Raw genomic sequence first — 20,733 nt, forward strand, 5'->3', positions numbered from 1 at the left:
CTGTGCCGCGATGTTTCCTGCCGCGCCTTGAGACTCATCTTCAAGAACCGCGACGCATCCTGGCCTTCTGATCTCATCACGCCCCAATTCAACACATGGAGATCTCGGCGAGGTGCTCATAGGCGGCTGCACAAGAGATGCTTACTCGCTAGTGAACACTCGTCCCCGGTGCGTTCATCATGTTGTGCAACACTGCCCCACGGGCGTTGATCTTAACGCAAATTAAGGCGGTTGGATTGAACATAGAATGGCAAAGTGCAACATCCAGAGGAGAAGTGCGCTGGAGGTTTTTATGAGAATCGCTCGTTGGATACTTGTTGGATCCTGCATGATGGCTTGCACTGCGTCGGCTGACACTCATTGCGTCGAAAATCCTCGATGCGATTTTCACTTTCCGCAGTCCTCGACGATGAGCTTGGATCCCTCTTTGTTACGAGGACTATCACGAGACACGCTTTGGGAAGCGCGAAACGAGATCCTCGCCCGGCACGGTTACGCATTCACTACGCCCCGCGCACGCGGCTATTTTTCGGCGAAGAACTATTGGTTTCCAAGGACAAAGAACGTCCGGCTCTCCGCGGTGGAGAAAGCAAACGTCGATTTGATTCGGTCTTTCGAGGCAGCTCCAGGTCCATCGCTTACATCCGCCGAGTCCACGCATCAGGTGGAAGTCGTGAGGCTTGATCCCGAAGGCGATGGGTTTCTCGCTGTCCGGACCGGGCCATCTGCATCTTTTCCCGAGGTCGGACGCCTACTGCAAGGCGACCGCGCTACAGTCCTGGCAGTATCTGGTGACTGGCGGCGCGTGGGCTATTGGGGAGGCGAAGGCTGGTCTCATTCCTATTGGTTGGCTCCAATTGCTGTCTCGGCATCTGTGAAACGCAGCGACAATCCATCGCCGAACGACGAAGAGCTCACATCCCTTCGAAGAGACATAGCCGCGATGACGGCTCAAATATCTGAACTGACCGAGATAATTGAGAAGAACCCGTCCAACGCCACCACGGTGTCCGCGGCTGACGTCGATGGCGATGGAGCCGCTGTTAGAGTTGCTGAATTACAAGAGCGACGGGACGAGGCGAACGCGATCCTACGCCGTTACGCCACCCCCGTTCGTCCGGAAGACGCTGGGTCGGATCCGAACGCACGTCAGGCGTCGGAAGACTTTCAGAAAGTGCCCTACTTCATCCCGGGAACGAGCACCGTGGGAGAAGTATGGATAGAGCCGACGGTTTCCGATGAAGGTGAGCTTCGCTTTTCGTGGAACTTCGTCGACCCAGCCGCGGAATATCAAAAGATTGAACTTGCCATCCCGATGGTGCCAGAGGAATTAGAGCAGCTATCATCCGCTCTCCAGCAGGTGGTGAACTGGTCGGAGACGGCACGCAAGAACAGGGTCCGTCGTGCTTTTGAGAAGGAAGCGGCCTGCTTTCCGGCAATCGGCTGCGATGACGTGCAGGGTCCTGGCACAGCTACAAGGCTAATGTTCCGGATCGGGCTCGACGGCTCCACGTCGACCGTCGTGAAGCGCACCCAAGGGCCGCTGGACCGCTTCTATGCGTTCTCGATGGAAAGCACGGAGGTTATGGCAACCTACTTCCATCGTGTCTTGACAGAAAGCAGTCGAGAGTATCGGGCGGCTACTGCTACTGACGACGATCTTGACGCGCTGTTTGAATAAGACGGAAGTTTGAATTTTCGCGGCAAACTGTTCCCGAAGCAATTCACTCAGGACACGCGCGGGCAAATTGCACGGCAGCTAAACAGCCTACGGGACGATCCATCTAGCTCATGCGCAGGAACGAAAACTCAAACTACCTCAGCACGAGCACATCACCAAGAAAATCGAGGACGCCGGCGCCGGGGCTGTATCGACAACACATTCGCCGACGACACCACTGCGGCAAGGCGGCCAACGAGCGATTACTGAAGATGAGGGTGCAGAAATCATGAATGACTCCTTGCATGGCCTGAGGGGCGCGTCTTGGTGGCCATGCCGTGGTGTGCTGCTACGCGGTCGGGGCGGCTGCGGTGATCATTCTTGTGCTTGCAGGAGCGGAAGCCTCCTGGGCGACGGCTCTCTCGACGCTCGTCATCTTCGCTTCCTGCGTGACGGCACTGGTCGACCTTCATCGTTACGACGAGGGTTGAAGCCATGAATGACGTCGACAAGGACGCGCGCGAGCTTCTGGCACGCCTGCGGCACGAGGAGCAGGTAGAATTGCGTGCAATCGAGATCCTCAAGGAGGAGCATGCCGAGAAGCAGCGGCACCTTCCAAAGAAGGCCACGTTTTTCGAACGATTGCTTGGGTGGTGCATTCTAGGCGGCATTATCATCTTCATAGCTGCCCTAGGCGGCGCCTACGACTGACCACATTCCCGACTACCCGCCTGTGCCGAGCATAGTCCCCGCTAAGGCCCCCACGGAGCGTGCCGCGGAGGTAACCTTAGCGAGGCAGACCTAGAAACGCTCCGCCAGGTCATCGGCGGGCCGAAGGGTTGAGGATGACGAAATCCTGGCTGCCGTCGCATGTCAGATGCCTTCGTTCCATCAATCCGGATTTCTGTGCCACCTGGTGCGCCTGCACCTAGGGTCCAGGGCCAATGCGACGGGTCGGTGATGCGTTCGCATCGCCCGAACAAATGTAGATCATCCGGTGTGGATTCCGGTGTGGATTTCTGTCGCCAAATCCACACCAGCACCCCTTTTGTTCCCCACCAGAGCGATTTCATGAATTTGCCCCTTGCGCCGGAACCCTAGAGATAATAGGGCTTCCGGCGGTTCGGAGCGTAGCGCAGCCCGGTAGCGCACTTGACTGGGGGTCAAGGGGTCGTGGGTTCGAATCCCGCCGCTCCGACCATTTTCAGAAAGGCTTGGCTTCTACCGGTCCAAGCCGAAGTTTCACGAAAATCCAGGTATGGGCGAAGGCGTCGCGCGCATTGTGAAGCGCGCCCATTTGCTGCGATAAGGATGCGACCAGGTTCGGGAGGCTCGCCATGCTGTCGATCACCTTGCGACAGCTCGAAGTGCTGGAAGCGATCGTGCAGTTCGGCGGGTTCGGCGCAGCATCGACGCGGCTGGACATCTCGCAGGCATCGATCAGCGCCCATGTGACGACGCTGGAAGCGCAGGTTGGCACAGCGATCTTCGAACGGCGCCCCGGCAAGCGCCCCTCACTGACGGAAGCGGGCGAACTGGTGCTGCGCCACGCAAAGCAGATGCTGGCGTCGGCGCGGGCGCTGGAGCAGGCACTGGATCAGTCGACGAAACGGGAGGCGACGCGGATCGTCTTCTCATGCCAGCGGTCGCTGGCGCTGCGCATGCAGGCCGACCTGGCACGGTTTGCGTCGCAAAACCCGGCGATCGAGCTGGTCTTGCGCATCGGCACCATCGAGGACGTCATCGGCGACGTACGCAGCGGCACTGCGGATATCGGCCAGTTCGTCAGCTACGATCCGGTGACCGACGTCAAGTCGCAGATCGTGGCGCGCACGCAACTCGTGGTGGTCGCGTCACCAAACCATCCGCTGGCCGGAGCGCGGCGCATCGCGCCGTCGGTGCTTGCGACCTTTCCGTTCGTCGGACCCCCGCCTTCGATGTTCGGCCGCGCCGTGCGCCAGGTGCTGCAGAATGCCGGCGTGCCGAACGTCAATGTCGTCGCCCAGACGACGGAATATACGCCCTTGCGCGAACTCGTGCTGGCCGGCGTCGGATTGACCTGCTCGTTCTGGACCAGCGTCGAGGAAGACGTGCAGAACGGCCGCCTTGCGATGCTGGACGTCGACAGCGAGCCGATGATGCTCGACCTGCGCATCGCACTCACCGAGCATCGCGACATTCCAGTTGCTGCCGAGCCGTTCCTCGCCTTCCTGCGCGGCTATCCGTTGGGGCGCGGCCCTATGCGGCCACGGCGGCCTGAGCTCCCTTCAAGCCAAGAATCCTGATCGCGTTGGTGCGGAACAGTTTTTCGCGATCGGCGGCAGACAGCTCGATCTCGTCCAGCAGGGCGAGACAGGTCGCCGGATCCCAACACGGATAGTCGGTGCCGTACATGACGTTGTCGATGCCGTAATATTCGATCGCGAACTTCATGCCGGCGGAATGCGGGGAGACCGTGTCGGTATACATCTGCTTGAGATAGGTGCTGACAGGGCGCGGCAACTGGGCGTGCTTGGTGTTCTTGTCCATCCGCCCGGACTGGTAGGGCAGCGCCCCGCCAGTGTGCGACAGGACGAGCTTGAGCCCCGGATTCCGCTCCATCATGCCCGAAAGCACAAGGCGGGAGGCTGCCACGCTGACCTCGATCACGCGGCCGAGGCTCAGGTGCAGCGCACCGCCATAGCCCGCGAGCATGTCGGCGAATATCGCGTCCGTCGGATGCAGGAAGGCCGGGATGCCCAGTTCGGCAAGGCGCGCGTAGAATGGCTCGAGACGCGGTGCATCGATATTGGGATCGGCACCGATGCTGCCGGGCAAATTGACACCCATGAGGCCCAGAGTGCCCACGGCGTGTTCGAGAACCTCGAGCGCAACGTCGGTGTCGGCGAGCGGGATCGCGGCGCTGCCCCAGAACCGGCCGGGATGCTGCCGCTGCGCGGCTGCCATGTGCTCGTTCCACTTCATCGCCTGGTCGCGGCCTTCAGACGGCTCAAGCTCGGAGAAGTAGACCGAGAAAGGCCCGATCGACGAGACGACATCGACACGGTGGCCGAGCCCGTCCATATGCGCGAACTGCTCGTCGAGGTCGTACCATGCGGCCCAGCTCTTAACGCTGCCGCCGCCGTCGGCGCGCTGCATGTAGGTGTAGCCGCCGGCATCGTTGACGACGGCGCGCGGAAAGTCCTTGCGACGGCAGAGTTCTTCGAAGAATGGGCGCGGCCACCAGTGAAAATGCGAATCAATGATATTCATCGGCCAGAAGCTCCTTGCGTCGGGTTGCACACAGGGCGAGAAGATCGCTCCAGATCGCCGCCCTGCCGTCGGGATCGGAACAGGAGCCTGGGCTTAGATCGACCAGCGCCGGACGGTATGACGACATTCGGGCAAATTTTTCGCGCACAGCCGCCTCGGCGGCCGGGCTGCCCGCATCGGTGTCCATCCGCTTGATTTCGCGCCGCAGGCTTCGGCCCGCCACTTGCACCGTGAACCGGCCTGCCCACAGTTCCGGCCAGATATCGTCGAGGTCGGGCGCCGGCCGCACATCCACGCGCCGGGCAAAGGAGAGGACATTCTCGGCGGCTGCGTCAAGGCGCGCCGCGTCGAAGAGGCGGTCGGGCGAAAGCGCCGCAAGCGCCAACTGATAGCCCAGGCTGGACAGCGTGCTCAGCCGGTCGGCGGGGTTGAGAGGACGCGACACCATGGCATGGCTGGCGGATGGAACCTCGACAAGCAGATGGTCGATCTGGTCCGCGCCAAAGCCTTCTTCATCGAGCAGTTGGCGGAACGCCGCGATCGCGGCGGCGCCCTGCCGCGCGGTGGCAAATGGCTTGTAGCCGGTATCGGCAATGCCCGGCCCGTGGTCGGCCACCAGGACGTCCGGGGCGATCATGCCAGCGTTCGACTGCGCAGACAGCCATGCCGGCGACACGATATCAACATCTCCGGCAAGTCCGGCGGCTGCATCGGCTTCCGCCTCGACACCTGCCGCCACCGCGCGGGCAAAGTTCAGCCAGCGGGCCGTGCTCGATCCGACCGGGCGGCCGATCCGGCCGCCTCGCCCTGCAAGCGCAATCGCCATCGCGTTGGCCATGTGCGCGGCATCGCCGCCGCGCATCACGGCTGCGGTCGCGGCGGCCATCACCGGGGCGGCGACCATCGTCGGCCAGACGCCGACTTCCATCGCCCGCGCGCCGCCGATGGCCAGGCCGAGGCGGATACCCGCCGCATAGCCTGTTGCTACGGCGCGGTCGAACCGCGTCCCGTCGCCGGCCGCCGATGCCGCCAAGGCCACCGGGATCACGACCGAGCCCGGGGTAATGCAGGAGGCGAGATGGATGTCGTCGGTTTCGGCCAGGCGGACCAGCGCGGCGACCAGCGGCGCGTCGCCGTGACGTCCGGCATCGAGCCTGTTCAGCAGGAACCGCCCTTCCTGTGATGCGATGCCGGCAAAGGCCGCATTGAAGATGTCGGCAACGCGCAGATCGATCTCGCCGGACGTGACCGTCTCGGACATGACCTTTTGCGCCATCGCCTTCAACATCAGCTTCGCCCCTTTACCAGGGCCTGATCGACCAGTGGATTGCCCTGTATCAGCGGAGCCGCCCCGACCCAGCCGAGCCCATCCACGCGCATGGCGAGGCTGATCACATAGAGCGCGCCTTCGCGCGGCGGCTGGGCCGGGTCGGCCACGGGCTGCAGCGGATAGGTGCCGCTGCAGCTTTCGACCAGCAGCGTGATGTCGCTGCCGCCTCTGGCGGCCGCCGCGTCCGCGATCTGCGGTCCGATACCGCGCGTCGTGTCGAGATCGGCAAGCAGTCCGGAGAACCAGTGATCAATGTCGGCGATGCGAGCCGACATCGCCGCATCGGCGGAGAAGCTGCGCGTGCGGCGCAGCCAGGCCCCTTTATAGGCGACCGAAGCGCGAATGGCGAAGGTGCGGCCCAGTGGGACGGCTCCGGAGACGCGCGCCAGACGCAGATCGGCGCCGGTGTCGGGCGCGAGGGCGACATAGGCTTCTTCCGCGCCGCCAAGCCGGGCGACCTGTTCCACGCGTCCGACTGCGGCACCGGCATCGGTCATGCCTTCGGGATCGACCGCTGCGAGGCCGCGCTCCGCCAGCGCGTTGCAATAGGACAGAAGCGCGTGTTCGGTCGCATCGACATGGCCACGGAACTCGGAGAACAGCGCCGTGGCATCCACCAGTTCAACGTCCGGCGCGGTGGCGACGAGATCGTTGTAGATGCCCGCGGGCAGGCCGTCGATCTCCACCACGCCGATGGCGGAGACATGCGTGTTCTTCTTGAGCCATTCGCCGACATGCACGCCGGGGCGGCGGGTGTTGACGATGTCGCCGACCGGATTCACCGTCTTGATCCATCGGTTCATGCGCGTCGACATGGATGTCGAGAAGATCGGCTCCCCCGAGAGCGGAATGAAGAGGATCGCGTCGGCCCAATAGGGCGAGAACGAACTCATATAGGCGACAGCGGCCGGCCGCACGAAGTTGGTGTAGAGGATGATGGCATCGAGCCCCTGCCCGGCCATTGCCGTGCGCAGGCGCTCCAGCCGCGCGTCCAGCGCGCTGCTGGTGATCTCCTCGGCGTCCCAGACGATCAGTCCACGTCTCATCTCGCTCTCCCTAGGCCGGCACGCTGAACAGACGCCGGGGCGTGCCTGTCAGCACGTCCGCGCCATCCTGACGCACGATCAGCGCATCGCCATGCACCATGTAGCCGACTACCGGATGGTAGGTGTTCGGATGGACGATGATCGTCATGCCGGCTTCGAGCGGAATGTGGACGTCTTCGAGGATCTGCGGCTTGGTGTCGACATAGAGCCCGAGCCCGTGGCCGCGCACGCGGGTATAGGCATCGGTGACATATTCACCGAGGCCATGGCGGCGGAAGACATCGTTCTCCGCCCTGGCGACGTCGGAAGCCAGAGTCCCGTCGCGCACGACGGCGATACCGGCCTCGAGGGCCTCGTCATAGATGGCGAAGGCTGCGCGCTGCTCGTCGCTGGGCTCGCCCATGACGAGCGTGCGGCAGATCTGGACGTAGTACCCGCCGATGCACGGCGTCAATTCGGTCGTTACCAGATCACCCTTTTTCAGCAGCTTGCCGCTGGGTGGCGACATGCCGCGCACTTCGGTTCCGCCGCTGCCGATGATCATGAAGTTGTCGTCGACGCCCTTGGAGCGGTAAAACGCCTCGACCTCTGCGATGAGCTCATAATCGGCCCTGCCCGGCCGTGCGGCCTTGAGGAAGACTTCGTAGCCCTCGTCGGCGAGATGGGCGGCCGCGCGGATCGCATCGACCTCGGCGTCGAGCTTTCTCATCAGCAGGAATTCGAGCTGCGGCGTCAGGTCCGTCAGCCGCAATTCGGCGGAGCGGGCAGCGATGCCGCGCGGCAGCAGGTGCATGGGTGCGGCGGCAATGTGTGTATTGGCCGCATTCGTCAGCACCTTGCCCACCGCCGTCACGAGGTCGGGCGTATAGACGATCGTCAGGCCCGGGCTTTCGACGGTCGCCCGATCGACCTCCAGCGGGCTGTCGAGATAGAGCGTGACCTCGCCGGACTTGCGCATCACCGCAAGCCCCTGCCCCTCCAGGATGCCGAAATCGGCCACGTAGCGCATGCAGTCGTTCTGCCAGGCATTGCCATAGACGACGAGCGTGTCGACGCCCGCCTCGTCCATCACCTCGGCTACGCGGTTGACCCGGTCGCGCGCAAGCATTGCCGCCCCCGTCACTTGGCCGTCGCCAGTTCGGCGCGCGCCTTCGACGGCGCGTAACCGTAAGCGGACCTAGCGGCCTCCTCTGATATGAAGCCCGCCTGCAGGTCGGCCTCCACCTCGCGCCGCGCGCGCTTCGCCGGATCGCCGAAGCCGCCGCCGCCGGCGGTCAGGAAGGTGACCTCATCGCCCTCTTCGAGCGCAATTTCGGTCTCCTTGTAAACGATGCGTTCCGTGCCGCCCTTCTTGCGCACGCGACCCTCGTTGATGGCCGCTTCGTGGCCGCCATTGAGACCCCATGGCGGGTTCAGGGTGCGTTCGAAATTGATGTTGACCTTGCAGGGCTCCAGGACGCGATAGGTAAGCTCGAGGCCGAGGCCGCCGCGATGCTCGCCGGCGCCGCCGCTGTCCTGGCGCATTGCATGGCGCTCGATGAGCACCGGATACTTGATCTCCTGCAGTTCCACCGGCGAGTTCCGCACGTCGCCCTGGCAGACCGACACCGATGCCGATTCACCGTCCTCGTGCGGACGGCCGCCCCAGCCGCCGCCAAAAATGTTCATCAGCAGGAAGCGTGTGCCGTCCTCACGGAAACCGAAGAACGAGCAGCCGCCCATGTCGCCCTTGTGCGCGGCAGGCACCTTGTCCGGCATGGCCGGGGCCAGCGCCTTGAGGATGGTGTCGATGACGGTCGGCAGCGCGATGCTCCACTGGCCGAGCGCGGCTGGCGGCTTGGCGCTGAGCATGGTGCCTTCCGGCAGCACGACGTTGAGCGGGCGGAAACAGCCCTCGTTGACGTCGACATCCGGAGAGGTCAGCGCCTTGAAGGCGACCCGCGCACCGGCGATACCGCCGGAACGGCCCGAATTGAGCGGGCTCTGCACCTGCGGATTGGTGCCGGTGTAGTCGATGGTAAGATCGGAGCCCTTGACCGTGACGGCGATCTTGATGCGCAGCGGCTTATCGAGATTGCGCCCGTCATTGTCGAGGAAGCTCTCGGCCTCGTAGAGGCCGTCGGGAATGTTCTCGATCACGCGGCGCGTGCTGGCCTCGGCCTGGTTCCAGACTTCCTCGACGCAGGCCTCGACCGTCTCCTGCCCGTAGCGGGCGAGGAGTTCGCCATAGCGCCTGGCGCCCACCTGGCACGAGGCGATCTGGGCGCGCATGTCGCCAAGGCTGGCATCGGGATAGCGGACATTGTCGCGGATGATCTGGAACAGCGTCTCGTTGGGCTTGCCCGCCTGGAAGATCTTGAGCGAGCGCATCTGCAGCCCCTCGCCGAAAATCTCCGTCGTGGCGGACGAGCCGAAGCCCTGCCGCATGCCGCCGATGTCGACCCAGTGGGCGCGGTTGGCGGCGAAGCCGACGAGGCGTCCTTCGTGGAAGCATGGCGCATAGAGCACGACATTGTTGAGGTGCTGGCCGCAGACATAGCCGTGGTTCATGACCAGGACGTCGCCCGGTTCGAAACCGTCGAGGCCGTAGCGCTCTATGCCGTCCTCGACCGCCACGCCGAGATCGGCGAGGAAGATCGGCAGGCCACCGCGGTTCTGCGAGATCATGCGGCCCCTGGTGTCGATCAGGCCGCAGCAATAGTCGCGGACTTCGTAGATCATCATATTGTAGGCCGACTTGGCCAGAACGTGGGCCATCTCGTCGCCATAGGCCACGATGGCATTGCGGACCACTTCGACGGTGATTGGATTGATCTGGGTCATTTGGGGCCTCAGTGGAACAGACCGATGCGGATGATCAGATGGCCGGTATCGGCCACCGTCACCACATCTCCGGGAGCGACGAGCGTGGTCGAGTTCTGTTCCTCGATCACGGCGGGGCCTTCAACGACATCCCCGGCCTTGAGCGCCGGCCGCCATACGATGCGGGCATCGAGCGGCTTGTCGGCCTTGTCGAAGATTACCTGACGGGTTTCGTCCTGACGTTCAGCCTCGGCCGTCCACGGTTCGCTCAGCCAGCGCTCGGCAAGCGTGTCTGCACGATCGGACGTGACGATGAGCCGGACGTTGACGACCTCCATCGACTCGTCGGGCGCAGACTGGCTGTAGCGCTGCTCGTGCTCGACGTCGAAGGCCGCCTTGAGGGCTGCGTGGCCCTCGGTCAGGTCCTCCGGCGCCGAAATCGGGATAGGGATCGCATGTTCCTGGCCCACATAGCGCAGGTCGGCGAAGAACTCGAAACGGGCGGCGTCCGCGGAAATGCCGTCGGCCTGAAGATGCTGATGGCCCGACGCTTCCAGTTCCTCGTAGACGGTGCGCACGGTCGCAGCGTCGAGCGAGCCAAGCCGACCGATCAGTGTGCGGACGAAATCCTGACGCCAGGAGGCCATCAACATGCCAAGTGCCGAGAAGGTGCCGGGCAGCTTCGGAATGATGACCGTGGGAATGAAGATTTCCCGGGCGATAGAACTGGCATGCAATGGCCCACCGCCGCCGAAGGCGATCATCGCGGTGTCGCGCGGGTCGACGCCCTTGTTGACCGAGACCGCACGGACGGACAGCGACATGGCGCTGTCGGCGATGCGGATGATCCCGAGGGCCGCCTCCTCCACGCTCAGGCCGAGCGGGCCGGCGATCTTTTCCTGGATGGCGCGGCGCGACGCTTCGACATCGAGCGGCATGCCGCCATTGAGGAACCGTTTGGCGTTGATGCGGCCGAGCACGAGGTTGGCGTCGGTGACGACCGGGTCCGTGTTGCCCTTGCCGTAGCAGGCCGGCCCCGGATCGGCGCCCGCGCTCTGCGGGCCGACATGGGCGCCGCCGCCCTCGTCGATCCAGGCGATCGAGCCGCCGCCGGCTCCCACCTCGACGATGTCGACAACGGGCAACTGCATCGGCTGGCCGCTTGCGTGGTCGCCGATGACGTAGCCCTCCTCGATCGCCGGCGCGCCGTCGGTGATCAGCGAGGACTTCGCCGTCGTGCCGCCCATGTCGAAGCCGATGCAGCGGTCATAATCCAGCAGCGACGCCAGACGCCCCGCGCCGATCATGCCTGCAACCGGACCGGACTCCATCATCGAGACCGGTTGGCCCTGGGCCAGGTTGATCGACATCACGCCGCCGTTCGACCGCATGATGTGGATCTTGCCACCGAACTCGGCCGCGCGCAGATGGTCTTCCAGCCGGCCGAGATAGGCTTTCACGCGCGGGCCGATGAAGGCGTTGAGTGCCGTCGTCGAGGTCCGCTCGTATTCGCGGTACTCGCGCAGGATCTCATGAGAGAGCGTGACGAAGATGTCCGGCCGCGCCTTGCGCAGCATTTCGCCGACGCGGCGCTCGTGATCGGGATTGGCGTAGGCGTGCAGCAGGCACACGGCCACCGCCTGGATGTCTTTGGCCCGGATTTCCTCAAGCACCGCTTCCACAGATGCCTCGTCCAGTTCCGTGAGCACGTCCCCTGCCGCGTTGACCCGCTCGTCGATCTCGTAGCTGAACTCGCGTGCGATCAGCGGCTTGGGACGGTGGAAGAACAGGTTGAACGCCTCGATGCGATTGCCGCGCCCGATCGCATAGACGTCGCGAAAGCCGCGCGTCGTGATCAGCGCGGTTCGGGCGCCCTTGCGTTCAAGCACGGTGTTGATCGCGATCGTCGAGCCGTGCAGCACTTCCGTCAGCGTCTGCATGTCGCATCCTGCGAGCCGCAGGCTGGTCGCCACGCCCTCTGTCGGGTCGGCCGGGACGGTCGACGTCTTCGACGTCACGATCTTTCCGTCGACGCAGCCGACCAGATCGGTGAACGTTCCACCGATGTCCGTTCCAACAATGTTCATGTCATCAATTCTCCCGAAGATCGCGCGCGCCTAGGCCTTCCAGCGTGTGAAGCGGCGTTCTGCGATGCGGACTATTTCGTTGAAGGTGATGGCGATCACGGCCAGCAGGAAGATGATCGCGTAAAGCGGCGCCGGGTCCATCGTCTCGGCGAACACCTTGGTGTAGTAGCCGATGCCGCGCGTCGAGACGTAAAGCTCGGCCAGGATGACACCCAGCAGGGTCATGGTCATTCCCAGGCGCAGGCCGGCGAAGAAGCTCGGCACCATGTGCGGGAAGATGACGTGCCGGAAAAGCTCGATCCGGCTCGCGCCCATGGACTGCGCGCCACGGATATAAAGCTGGTTGACGTTGCGCATGCCGGCAATGACGTTGACCAGGATCGGAAACACGCCATGGCTGAAGCCGAACGCGATCTTCGATCCGGTGCCAAGGCCGAAGCCCAGCACGAACAGCGGCAGCAGCACCACCTGCGGAATGGCATAGAGCAGCAGGACGATCGGAAATGTCGCCCGGCGGCCGAAATTGGTCCAGCCTATGGCAAGTCCCAGCGAAAGCCCGACGACGATCGACAGTCCGTAGGCGATGGCGATCTGCCAGATCGCCGTGACGACCGCGGCGCGGATGTTCGCGTCGGCCAGCACTGTATCGAAAAGGCTGCGCGCCACCATCGTGAGTGGTGGAAAGAAGGTCGGGTTGGCAAACAGACGGGCATAGATCTCGAGCGCCACCGCGATCAGCAGGATCAGCGTGACACGTGCGCGGATGATCCCGACGGTGCCGGTGAAAAAGGCGGCGAACCTGTCCGAACCTTCTGTCTTCACCCGGCGCACGGGAGTGTTGTCGGCAATGGACACGGCTCAGCGCTCCCCGGCTTTGCTCTCGACATGCGAGACGATCATGTTGAGGATGATGGCGGTGACGATCACGAAGACGATCCAGGCGAACATGCGACCCGGTTCCATCAGTTCGGCGGCATGGGCGATGTTGTTGCCGACGCCGGAAGCCGACGAGATCGCCTCACCGCCCAGCACCGAGGCAAAGCAGATGAAGAAGCTTATGCGCAGGCCGGTGACGACGACCGGGAATGCCGCGGGAAGCAGCACATGGCGGAACATCTGCGCCTGCGAGGCGCCCATCGATTTTGCCGCCTTGATGTAGTGTTCGCCCACGCCGGAAAATCCTGCGATCGTGTTGAGGGCGACGGGGAAGAAGCCATAGACCGCGCCATAGGCGATCTTGGACGCCGGGCCGATGCCGAAGACGAGGATGAAGATCGGGAAGAACAGCGTGATTGGTACAGCGAAGGATGCCGCAATCAGCGGTTCGAAGAGACGAGTCGAATAGCGCGAGCGGCTGACCAGGTAGCCTACCAGCAATCCCGAAACGACGGCGATGCCGTAGGCCTGCATGATGGAGGTGAGCGTGACGCTGACCGCCGACCAGAACTCGCCACCAGAGACGAGCGCCACGAAGGAACGCCAGACCACGTCGGGACGCGGCAGAAACAGCGGCGTCACCATGCGATTGGCGGCGAGCCAGTACCACAGGGCGCCCACCAGAACGAGAAAGCCGATCTGGATCGCGCGCGTCGAAAGCGTATTGCCTTCCTTGCCGCCCATCTCAGCCTCCGCTCGCCGGCGCATCCGCGGGATCGCGCATCGCTGCGGTGGCAGCGCGGATCTCGTCGCGGAGCAAGGCGTAGAGATCGTTGCGCATCTCGCTGAAGCGCGGTTCGAGCATGAAGTCAGGCGAGCGCGGATGCGGTTCGCCAACTTCCACCACGGTCTTGATCTTGCCGGGCCGCGCCGACATCACGATGATGCGGTCGGACAGGAAAACGGCTTCGGCAAGGCTGTGGGTGACGAACACGATCGTCTTGCCGGTTTCGGCGAGCAGGATCGACAAGTCCTCACCAAGCACCATGCGGGTCTGTTCATCGAGGGCCGCGAACGGCTCGTCCATCAGCAGGACGTCGGTCTTCAAGGCGATGCCGCGAGCCATGTTGACCCGCTGGCGCATGCCGACGGAGAGCTGATTGGGATAATGGTTGGCGAAGGTCGCCATGCCGACGGATTTCAGCGCCTTCATGGTCCGGTCGGACCACTCCGACTGGGGAACACCCTGGAATTTCAGCGCGATGTTGAAATTTTCGATGATCGTGTACCAGGGGAACAGCGTGCTTTCCTGGAAGACGAAGGAGATGGCGTCCGGCGTCGGGCCCTTGATCTGGCGCCCGTTGATGCTCGCGCTTCCGCTGCTTGCACTGGTCAGCCCGCCGATGATGTTCAAGAGCGTGCTCTTGCCGCAGCCCGAAGGCCCGAGAAGGCATACGAATTCGCCCTTGCGGATGTCCAGCGAGACATTGTCCAGCGCCAGGACAGATTGGCTGGAATTCTCGTCGCCGAAACGTTTACTGACATTTTCAACCGAGATGACAACGGGGGCCTGTACGGCATCCGCCGTCGCTCGTGGTGCAAGCGCGTTCATCGTCGTTCCTGTCGAAAGAGGGGTCGGCGGCCGGACGAGCCGGCCGCGCGGCACATCAGTATTGAACCGGGATGAATTGGTCCGTGTAGAGCTCCGAAACATCGGGCTCGTAGTCGAGGATGCCGAGTTCGACATAGGACTTCTTCAGCACGTCGATCGCATCGGGATCGAAGCTGCCATCGGTCGACATCATGCCCATCTCGGTGTCGAACACCTTCTCGACGATGTGCTCGCTGACCTTCATTTCCTCGGCGGAGACCTTCACCGAGCTTTCCTTATTGGCCTTCATGTGGGCGACCGACATGAACCAGCCCTTGAGGAACTTCTCGACCACTTCCGGCCGCTCCTCGACCACGTCGAGATGCGCGAAGATGACGTGGGTGTGGAAGTGCGGAACGAGATCGCCGAAATCGACAAGAACGCGGGCCATGCCGCGATCCTCAAGGTCGTATCCCTGGACGGTCGAGGTGACGCTGGCCGGCAGTTCACCGGTCTCCATTGCCGCCAGACGCGTGCGCATCTCGCCCATCGCCACGGGTTCCAAGAGGTCGTCGCCTTCCCAGCCCTTCTGGCGGTTCAGTTCGTCGACGATCCAGGCGGTCAGCGAGCCGGCGGTGGTTACGCCGACGCGCTGGCCCTTGAGGTCATCGATGGCGTGAAAGTCGGACTTGGCGCCGACGACGAGCGCCATGTTGCGCGGCGGTCCGGCAAGCGTTGCCACCGTGGTGATCGGCACGCCCTTGGCCGCATAGGCCATGCTCGGCCCCGAACCAAGCCCGATGTCGAGCTCGCCCGCGACAAAGGCCTGCTGCATCTTGGCATCGCCGGCAAAGGCGTAGAACTCGATGTCGAGCCCGACCTTCTCCCAGATGCCGGCAGCCTCGCCAACCTGAAGCGTCGAAAATGCAAGAGAGCTGGTCACCGACTTGCCGACGCGCAACTTATCCAGCTCCTGCGCGAATGCGCCGCCTGCAAGCGGTACGCTTGCTCCCAGCGCGAGAGCAGCGGCCAATATGGCTCGCCTCGTAGCTTTCATGATCTTCCTCCCTGATGCGGAACCGCCATTCCGGGTCCCGTGAGACGCCGGCAGCTTTCCTCCCACCGACACTCGAAGCTTTTCACCTGGGGCCGCGCCGAGCAACCCGCCCCCGCACTATCACGAGTCATAGGGTAATCATTGTGGCGTGGACATAATGACAAGCCTAGGAGTCCCATTGCCTGTTGCCCTTAGGGAAGATTCGTTGCGCTTCGTTTTCAGCTTGAAAGTTTTGCGGTTTGGCGCTCCATTCCAAAGGCGATGACGCCAACATTCCCAGGCTGACTGCCAGCGAGGCGAAGTATGACGGGCCATGAACGTATCGGTCTGAGAATGCGGCTCGCCGTGGGCGTCATCAGCGCTGTGGCAAGTCTTCTGGCGGCGGGTAAAGCCATGGCTGGCGCCCCCGGCTCATGCCTGAAATGGGACGGACCAGCGACCCTGGAAGGCTATGTGGTCGAAGGCATCTTTCCCGGACCGCCCGGCTACGAGGACATTGCCAACGGCGACATGGAATTGCACGCAGAGATGCTTTACCTGCTCGAACCGATCTGCGTCGACGGTCCGGACGCGATGGACGCGGAACCGGTCGAATCCACTGAGCTCGTGCAACTCGCCTGCTCCGGCATGCCGCTCTCGCAGATGCGCGGCCGGGTAGTCAGCTTCAACGGCAGCTTATTCTCGCAACATACGGGCTACCACCGAACGCCGGTGCTGCTGCTATGCGAATAGCACGACGCGCCGGCACGGGTTTTACGGGCCGGCGCGTCAGTTCGCCTTAACGTCGAAATCAGACGGTGACGTAATAGTCTAGCCAGATGCCGCTGGCGATCTCGCTCGCAACGTTGTCGCGATTCTCGAAGCTTTCCGAGAATTCGACGAGCACGCTGTCGCGACCCAGGCCGCTCGACATGGCGCCGAGCCAGTAATCGTATCCGCCCTGGTCGGCTTCGCGGCCAAGCACGTTCAGGTACAGCAGGTTGACGTATTCGGCCGAGGTGGGGTTCGAGCCGTATAGTCCCTGGAACTCGGCCGAACCAAGGAAATTGCCGGCCGCCGACAGAAGCGTTCCGCCATCGTCCATGTGGTCGACCCAATAGGAAAGGCCGGCCTTGTCCGGCGTGCGTCCGAAAGCAGCCTGATAAAGACGATAGTTCTGTGCCGCGCCTTCGTCAAAGGCCAGCGTTCCATCGGTGAAGCCGAGCCGCTCGACTGAGACAAGATTGTCCGCGTCGTTGCTGTAGAGGTCGCTGACGATCATGTTGCCGGAGAAGATATCGACCACATAGTCGTCCCCGGGATGATCGTAGATGACCATGTCCACGCCAGAGCCACCATCGACGTAATCCTGGCCACCCCCGCCGTAGAAGATGTCGTTGCCGGAATAGCCGGCCAGATCGTCGTCAACGCTCGAGCCGTAGACCGTGTCGCGTCCCGACAGCGCGAGGGAATAGAGCCCCTGGGTGTCATTGTTCTCCAGATACGATGCCGCAAGCGACGCCGATACCGCGAAGTCGTAGATCCCGTATTGCAGGCCATAGGGATCGTATTGCTCGAATCCCGTAAGCGTGCCGCCGACGAGGTAGTCGCCGCTGAACTGGAACCCATAACCTGAATAAACCGCCGTCAGGTAACCGTCGCTGACCTCGATCTCATTTGAATACGCCGCAACGAGATCGCCGTACCACACGGCTGGATCAATAAGGTTGATGCTGGTTTCGGCCCGCACTGTCGCCATAGTCTCTGCCTCCGTTTCAATCACCCTTCGCGGGCGATGCTCGCAAGAACATGAATCGGGGTCAACGCCAAAGGTTCCATACGCGACGCAGAGAATGGTCAGGGCGAAGGGTCAGCGGACCTGGTCGAGGAGACGTTTGCATTCGAGAAGATCGAACAATGCCTCCTGCAGCAGGGCGCGGTTATCGCGCGACAGGCGCTGTTCGCCCTCCTGCACCGGCCCGTCTTCCTCGGATTTGCCGAGCCCGAAAAAGCGCCGTCCGGGCCGCACGCGGGGCTGACCGACGAGCATCTCGTCGTCGCCACGCTCGCTGCGCTCGCGCGCCACTGCCGCTTCTTCGGCGGCGTCCAGTTCGGCCTGCTTGCGCTGGGCGATCGCCTCCACGGCGGCCATGTCGCCATTGCCGATCGCCACCAGGAACTGACTGCCATTGTCACGCAGCAGCTTCTGCACGCCCTTGATGGTGTAGCCCTGATCGTAGAGCATGTGACGGATGCCCTTGATGAGCTCGACATCCTGTGGCCGGTAATAACGGCGTCCGCCCCCGCGCTTCATGGGCTTGATCTGGGTGAAACGCGTCTCCCAGAAGCGCAGCACATGCTGCGGCAGATCAAGCTGTTCAGCAACTTCGCTGATGGTGCGGAAAGCGTCCGGGCTCTTGTCCATGCAGTACGGGGCTCCAGCTACGAATCAGCAGACATACCAGCGATTTAAGACGCCGCTTTCAAGCTCTTCGTTGGCCCGGGATTCACTTTTTGTTACGTTGCGGAAGGCTGTCAGCTACTTGCGTGACTTGGCCTTGGTGCCCTGGTGCGCGCGCAGGATACGCTGCTTCAGCACATTGGAGGCCTTGAAGGTCATCACCCGACGCGGGAGGATGGGCACTTCCTCTCCTGTCTTGGGATTGCGGCCTACGCGTTCGTTCTTGTCACGGACGTGGAATGTGGCGAATGAGGAGAGCTTGACCGTCTCCCCGCGCACGATGGCCTCACAGATTTCGTCGAGCACCATCTCGACAAGCTGCGCCGACTCCGTGCGCGAGAGCCCCACCTTGCGGTAGACGGCCTCGGCAAGGTCAGCGCGCGTTAAAGTGTTTCCCCCCATCCGGCCGTCCAACCATGTCGTAATAACTGAAAAATCCACAATATTACGAGACGTTAAGGAATTGGCCAGCCGAGGTCAAGAACCGAACTTCGGCCTATGGTTGATACCGCGTTTACCAGCGCAACAGCACGGCGCCCCAGGTGAAGCCGCCGCCCATCGCCTCCAGCAGCACGAGGTCGCCCTGCTTTATGCGGCCGTCGGCAACGGCGGCGCCGAGCGCCAGGGGGACGGAGGCGGCAGACGTGTTTCCGTGCAGATGAACGGTAACCACGACCTTGTCGGCGTCGATGCCCAGTTTCTTGGCGGATGCATCGATGATGCGCTTGTTGGCCTGGTGGGGGACGAACCAGTCGAGATCGTCAGCGCCGATGCCGCCCTTGTCGAGCGCGTCGACGACGACGTCGGTGATCATGCCGACCGCATGCTTGAAGACTTCCTTGCCCTCCATGCGCAGGTGCCCGACGGTGCCGGTGGTCGACGGACCGCCATCGACGAAAAGCTTTTCCTTGTGGGCGCCGTCGGAGCGCAGGCTGGCAGCAATGATGCCACGGTCAGCCGGCGTGCCCTCGCTCTCCGTTGCTTCCAGCACGATCGCGCCGGCACCGTCACCGAAGAGCACGCAGGTGGTGCGGTCGGTCCAGTCGAGGATGCGCGAAAAGGTCTCCGAGCCGATGACCAGCGCGCGCCGTGCAAGACCGGTGCGCAGATGCGCATCTGCGGACGTGACCGCATAGACGAAGCCGCTGCACACCGCCTGCATGTCGAAGGCGAACCCGTGATGGATACCGAGCCGCTCCTGGATTTCCACTGCGGTGGCCGGGAACGTGTTGTTGGGCGTGGACGTCGCCAGGATGATGAGGTCGATGTCGGCGGGGGTGAGCCCGGCATTGTCGAGGGCGGCGCGCGCGGCGGCTTCGCCAAGCGACGCCGTGGTCTCGTCCTCGGAGGCAATGTAGCGCTGTGTGATGCCGGTGCGCTGGACGATCCACTCGTCCGAGGTGTCGACGAGTTCCTCGAATTCCGCATTCTTCATGAGGCGACGCGGCAGGGCGGTTCCCACGCCGCGCACGACTGATCTGATCATCATATTGTCCTAGTCATCCTCAGCGGAGTTCTTCGCCGCCGCCAGTCGCTTGTCGGCAAGGTGGCCATGGAATGCTTCCAGTTCACGCTGGATCCCGTCGATCAGGCGGCTGCGACCCATGTCGTAACCCAGTTCGACGGCGGCCGCGAAGCTCTCGTCGTCGGCGCCGCCATGGCTCTTCACGACGATGCCGTTGAGCCCGAGGAAAACCCCGCCATTGGAGCGGCGCACGTCGAGTTTCTCGCGCAGGTGGGCAAAGGCGCCGCGCGCAAAGACGTAGCCAATTCTGGCCATGAGGCCGCGGCTCATGGCCTCGCGCAGGTAGCCGCCGATCTGGCGCGCGGTGCCTTCGGCAGTCTTGAGGGCGATGTTGCCGGCAAAACCCTCGGTGACGACCACGTCGACCGACCCCTTGCCGATGTCGTCGCCTTCGACGAAGCCGTGATAGTCCATCGAGCGCAGATTGGCCTCGCGCAGGATACGGCCGGCTTCCTTGACGTCTTCCTGGCCCTTGATCTCCTCGACGCCGACATTGAGCAGTCCGACCGAGGGCTTCTCTATGCCGAAGATTGCGCGGGCCATCGCCGAGCCGAGAATGGCAAAATCGATGAGTTGGTGCGCGTCCGCGCCAATGGTGGCGCCGACGTCGAGCACGACGCTTTCGCCCCTGATGGTCGGCCATATGGCGGCGATGGCCGGCCGTTCGATCGCCGCCATGGTGCGCAGGCAGAATTTCGACATCGCCATCAGTGCACCGGTGTTGCCGGCCGAGACGCAGACATCGGCATCGCCGGTCTTGACCGCCTCGATGGCCTTCCACATCGACGATTTCCACCGCCCCTGGCGCAGCGCCTGGCTAGGCTTGTCGTCCATGCGCACGGCGACATCGCAATGGGTCAACTCGCTGACCGCGGCAACGGCGGGATACCGGTTGAGCAGCGGACGGACTGCCTCGTCGCGACCGAACAGCAGGAAGCGTATGTCGGGCCTGCGCTCGACTACCTTCTGGAGACCGGGGATCACGACCTCCGGGCCATGGTCTCCACCCATTGCGTCAATGGCTATGCGTATCAAGCGGCAACGTCTCTTCTGTTTCCGGAAGCGGA

Annotated in this window: 19 protein-coding genes and 1 tRNA gene; 5 read left to right on the plus strand and 15 right to left on the minus strand. The window is 63.2% G+C overall.

The window, feature by feature from the left end:
• Positions 1 to 331 precede the first annotated feature (331 nt).
• From AAFN84_RS15055 to AAFN84_RS15070, 4 genes are all read left to right on the plus strand, one after another.
• Positions 332 to 1,681 (plus strand): YARHG domain-containing protein, encoded by a 1,350-nt coding sequence (locus AAFN84_RS15055; RefSeq protein ID WP_347515715.1) that lies wholly within the window; start codon positions 332 to 334, stop codon positions 1,679 to 1,681.
• 474 nt (positions 1,682 to 2,155) lie between these two features.
• Positions 2,156 to 2,371, plus strand: coding sequence for a hypothetical protein (locus AAFN84_RS15060; protein ID WP_347515420.1), 216 nt, complete (start codon positions 2,156 to 2,158; stop codon positions 2,369 to 2,371).
• A gap of 413 nt (positions 2,372 to 2,784) precedes the next feature.
• A tRNA-Pro gene (locus tag AAFN84_RS15065) sits at positions 2,785 to 2,861 on the plus strand.
• 136 nt (positions 2,862 to 2,997) lie between these two features.
• Positions 2,998 to 3,945, plus strand: a complete 948-nt coding sequence (locus AAFN84_RS15070; RefSeq protein WP_347515421.1) for a LysR family transcriptional regulator — start codon at positions 2,998 to 3,000, stop codon at positions 3,943 to 3,945.
• Here AAFN84_RS15070 and AAFN84_RS15075 read toward each other — a convergent pair.
• From AAFN84_RS15075 to AAFN84_RS15120, 10 genes are read right to left on the minus strand one after another with little or no spacing between them, the layout of a single operon-like run.
• The gene (locus AAFN84_RS15075; protein WP_347515422.1) at positions 3,899 to 4,912 is read right to left on the minus strand and encodes an amidohydrolase family protein; all 1,014 of its coding nucleotides are present in this window, start codon (positions 4,910 to 4,912) and stop codon (positions 3,899 to 3,901) included. The genes AAFN84_RS15070 and AAFN84_RS15075 overlap by 47 nt on opposite strands.
• The gene (locus AAFN84_RS15080; protein WP_347515423.1) at positions 4,899 to 6,200 is read right to left on the minus strand and encodes an MmgE/PrpD family protein; all 1,302 of its coding nucleotides are present in this window, start codon (positions 6,198 to 6,200) and stop codon (positions 4,899 to 4,901) included. Before AAFN84_RS15080 ends, AAFN84_RS15075 begins: the two co-directional genes overlap by 14 nt.
• The gene (locus tag AAFN84_RS15085) at positions 6,200 to 7,288 is read right to left on the minus strand and encodes an aminopeptidase P family N-terminal domain-containing protein (RefSeq protein WP_347515424.1); all 1,089 of its coding nucleotides are present in this window, start codon (positions 7,286 to 7,288) and stop codon (positions 6,200 to 6,202) included. Before AAFN84_RS15085 ends, AAFN84_RS15080 begins: the two co-directional genes overlap by 1 nt.
• 10 nt (positions 7,289 to 7,298) lie before the next feature.
• Positions 7,299 to 8,396 (minus strand): Xaa-Pro peptidase family protein, encoded by a 1,098-nt coding sequence (locus AAFN84_RS15090; RefSeq protein WP_347515425.1) that lies wholly within the window; start codon positions 8,394 to 8,396, stop codon positions 7,299 to 7,301.
• Positions 8,397 to 8,407: 11 nt separating this feature from the next.
• On the minus strand, positions 8,408 to 10,111 hold the full coding sequence (locus AAFN84_RS15095) for a hydantoinase B/oxoprolinase family protein (RefSeq protein ID WP_347515426.1): 1,704 nt from the start codon (positions 10,109 to 10,111) through the stop codon (positions 8,408 to 8,410).
• Between the two features lie 8 nt (positions 10,112 to 10,119).
• Positions 10,120 to 12,177, minus strand: coding sequence for a hydantoinase/oxoprolinase family protein (locus AAFN84_RS15100; RefSeq protein WP_347515427.1), 2,058 nt, complete (start codon positions 12,175 to 12,177; stop codon positions 10,120 to 10,122).
• Positions 12,178 to 12,207: 30 nt separating this feature from the next.
• Positions 12,208 to 13,032 (minus strand): ABC transporter permease, encoded by an 825-nt coding sequence (locus AAFN84_RS15105; RefSeq protein WP_347515428.1) that lies wholly within the window; start codon positions 13,030 to 13,032, stop codon positions 12,208 to 12,210.
• A gap of 3 nt (positions 13,033 to 13,035) precedes the next feature.
• Positions 13,036 to 13,797, minus strand: coding sequence for an ABC transporter permease (locus AAFN84_RS15110; protein WP_347515429.1), 762 nt, complete (start codon positions 13,795 to 13,797; stop codon positions 13,036 to 13,038).
• Position 13,798: 1 nt separating this feature from the next.
• Positions 13,799 to 14,665, minus strand: coding sequence for an ABC transporter ATP-binding protein (locus AAFN84_RS15115; RefSeq protein ID WP_347515430.1), 867 nt, complete (start codon positions 14,663 to 14,665; stop codon positions 13,799 to 13,801).
• A 55-nt stretch (positions 14,666 to 14,720) separates the two neighbouring features.
• Positions 14,721 to 15,701, minus strand: a complete 981-nt coding sequence (locus AAFN84_RS15120; protein WP_347515431.1) for an ABC transporter substrate-binding protein — start codon at positions 15,699 to 15,701, stop codon at positions 14,721 to 14,723.
• A gap of 303 nt (positions 15,702 to 16,004) precedes the next feature.
• Between AAFN84_RS15120 and AAFN84_RS15125 the strand changes: the two genes are divergently transcribed.
• Positions 16,005 to 16,433, plus strand: a complete 429-nt coding sequence (locus AAFN84_RS15125) for a DUF4431 domain-containing protein (RefSeq protein WP_347515432.1) — start codon at positions 16,005 to 16,007, stop codon at positions 16,431 to 16,433.
• A 58-nt stretch (positions 16,434 to 16,491) separates the two neighbouring features.
• On the opposite strand, the gene AAFN84_RS15130 is transcribed toward AAFN84_RS15125, so the two are convergent.
• From AAFN84_RS15130 to plsX, 5 genes are all read right to left on the minus strand, one after another.
• Positions 16,492 to 17,439, minus strand: a complete 948-nt coding sequence (locus tag AAFN84_RS15130) for a DUF4214 domain-containing protein (RefSeq protein ID WP_347515433.1) — start codon at positions 17,437 to 17,439, stop codon at positions 16,492 to 16,494.
• 111 nt (positions 17,440 to 17,550) lie between these two features.
• A complete protein-coding gene (locus AAFN84_RS15135) occupies positions 17,551 to 18,105 on the minus strand; it encodes a MerR family transcriptional regulator (RefSeq protein WP_347515434.1) in 555 nt (184 codons plus the stop codon).
• A gap of 114 nt (positions 18,106 to 18,219) precedes the next feature.
• Positions 18,220 to 18,543 (minus strand): integration host factor subunit alpha, encoded by a 324-nt coding sequence (locus tag AAFN84_RS15140; protein WP_347515435.1) that lies wholly within the window; start codon positions 18,541 to 18,543, stop codon positions 18,220 to 18,222.
• Positions 18,544 to 18,655: 112 nt separating this feature from the next.
• Complete coding sequence (locus AAFN84_RS15145; RefSeq protein WP_347515716.1) at positions 18,656 to 19,627, minus strand: beta-ketoacyl-ACP synthase III; 972 nt, start codon at positions 19,625 to 19,627, stop codon at positions 18,656 to 18,658.
• A 9-nt stretch (positions 19,628 to 19,636) separates the two neighbouring features.
• A complete protein-coding gene (plsX, locus tag AAFN84_RS15150; RefSeq protein ID WP_347515436.1) occupies positions 19,637 to 20,701 on the minus strand; it encodes a phosphate acyltransferase PlsX in 1,065 nt (354 codons plus the stop codon).
• Positions 20,702 to 20,733: the final 32 nt, after the last annotated feature.

This window comes from Mesorhizobium sp. CAU 1741 (assembly GCF_039839275.1).
Lineage (GTDB): Bacteria > Pseudomonadota > Alphaproteobacteria > Rhizobiales > Rhizobiaceae > Aerobium.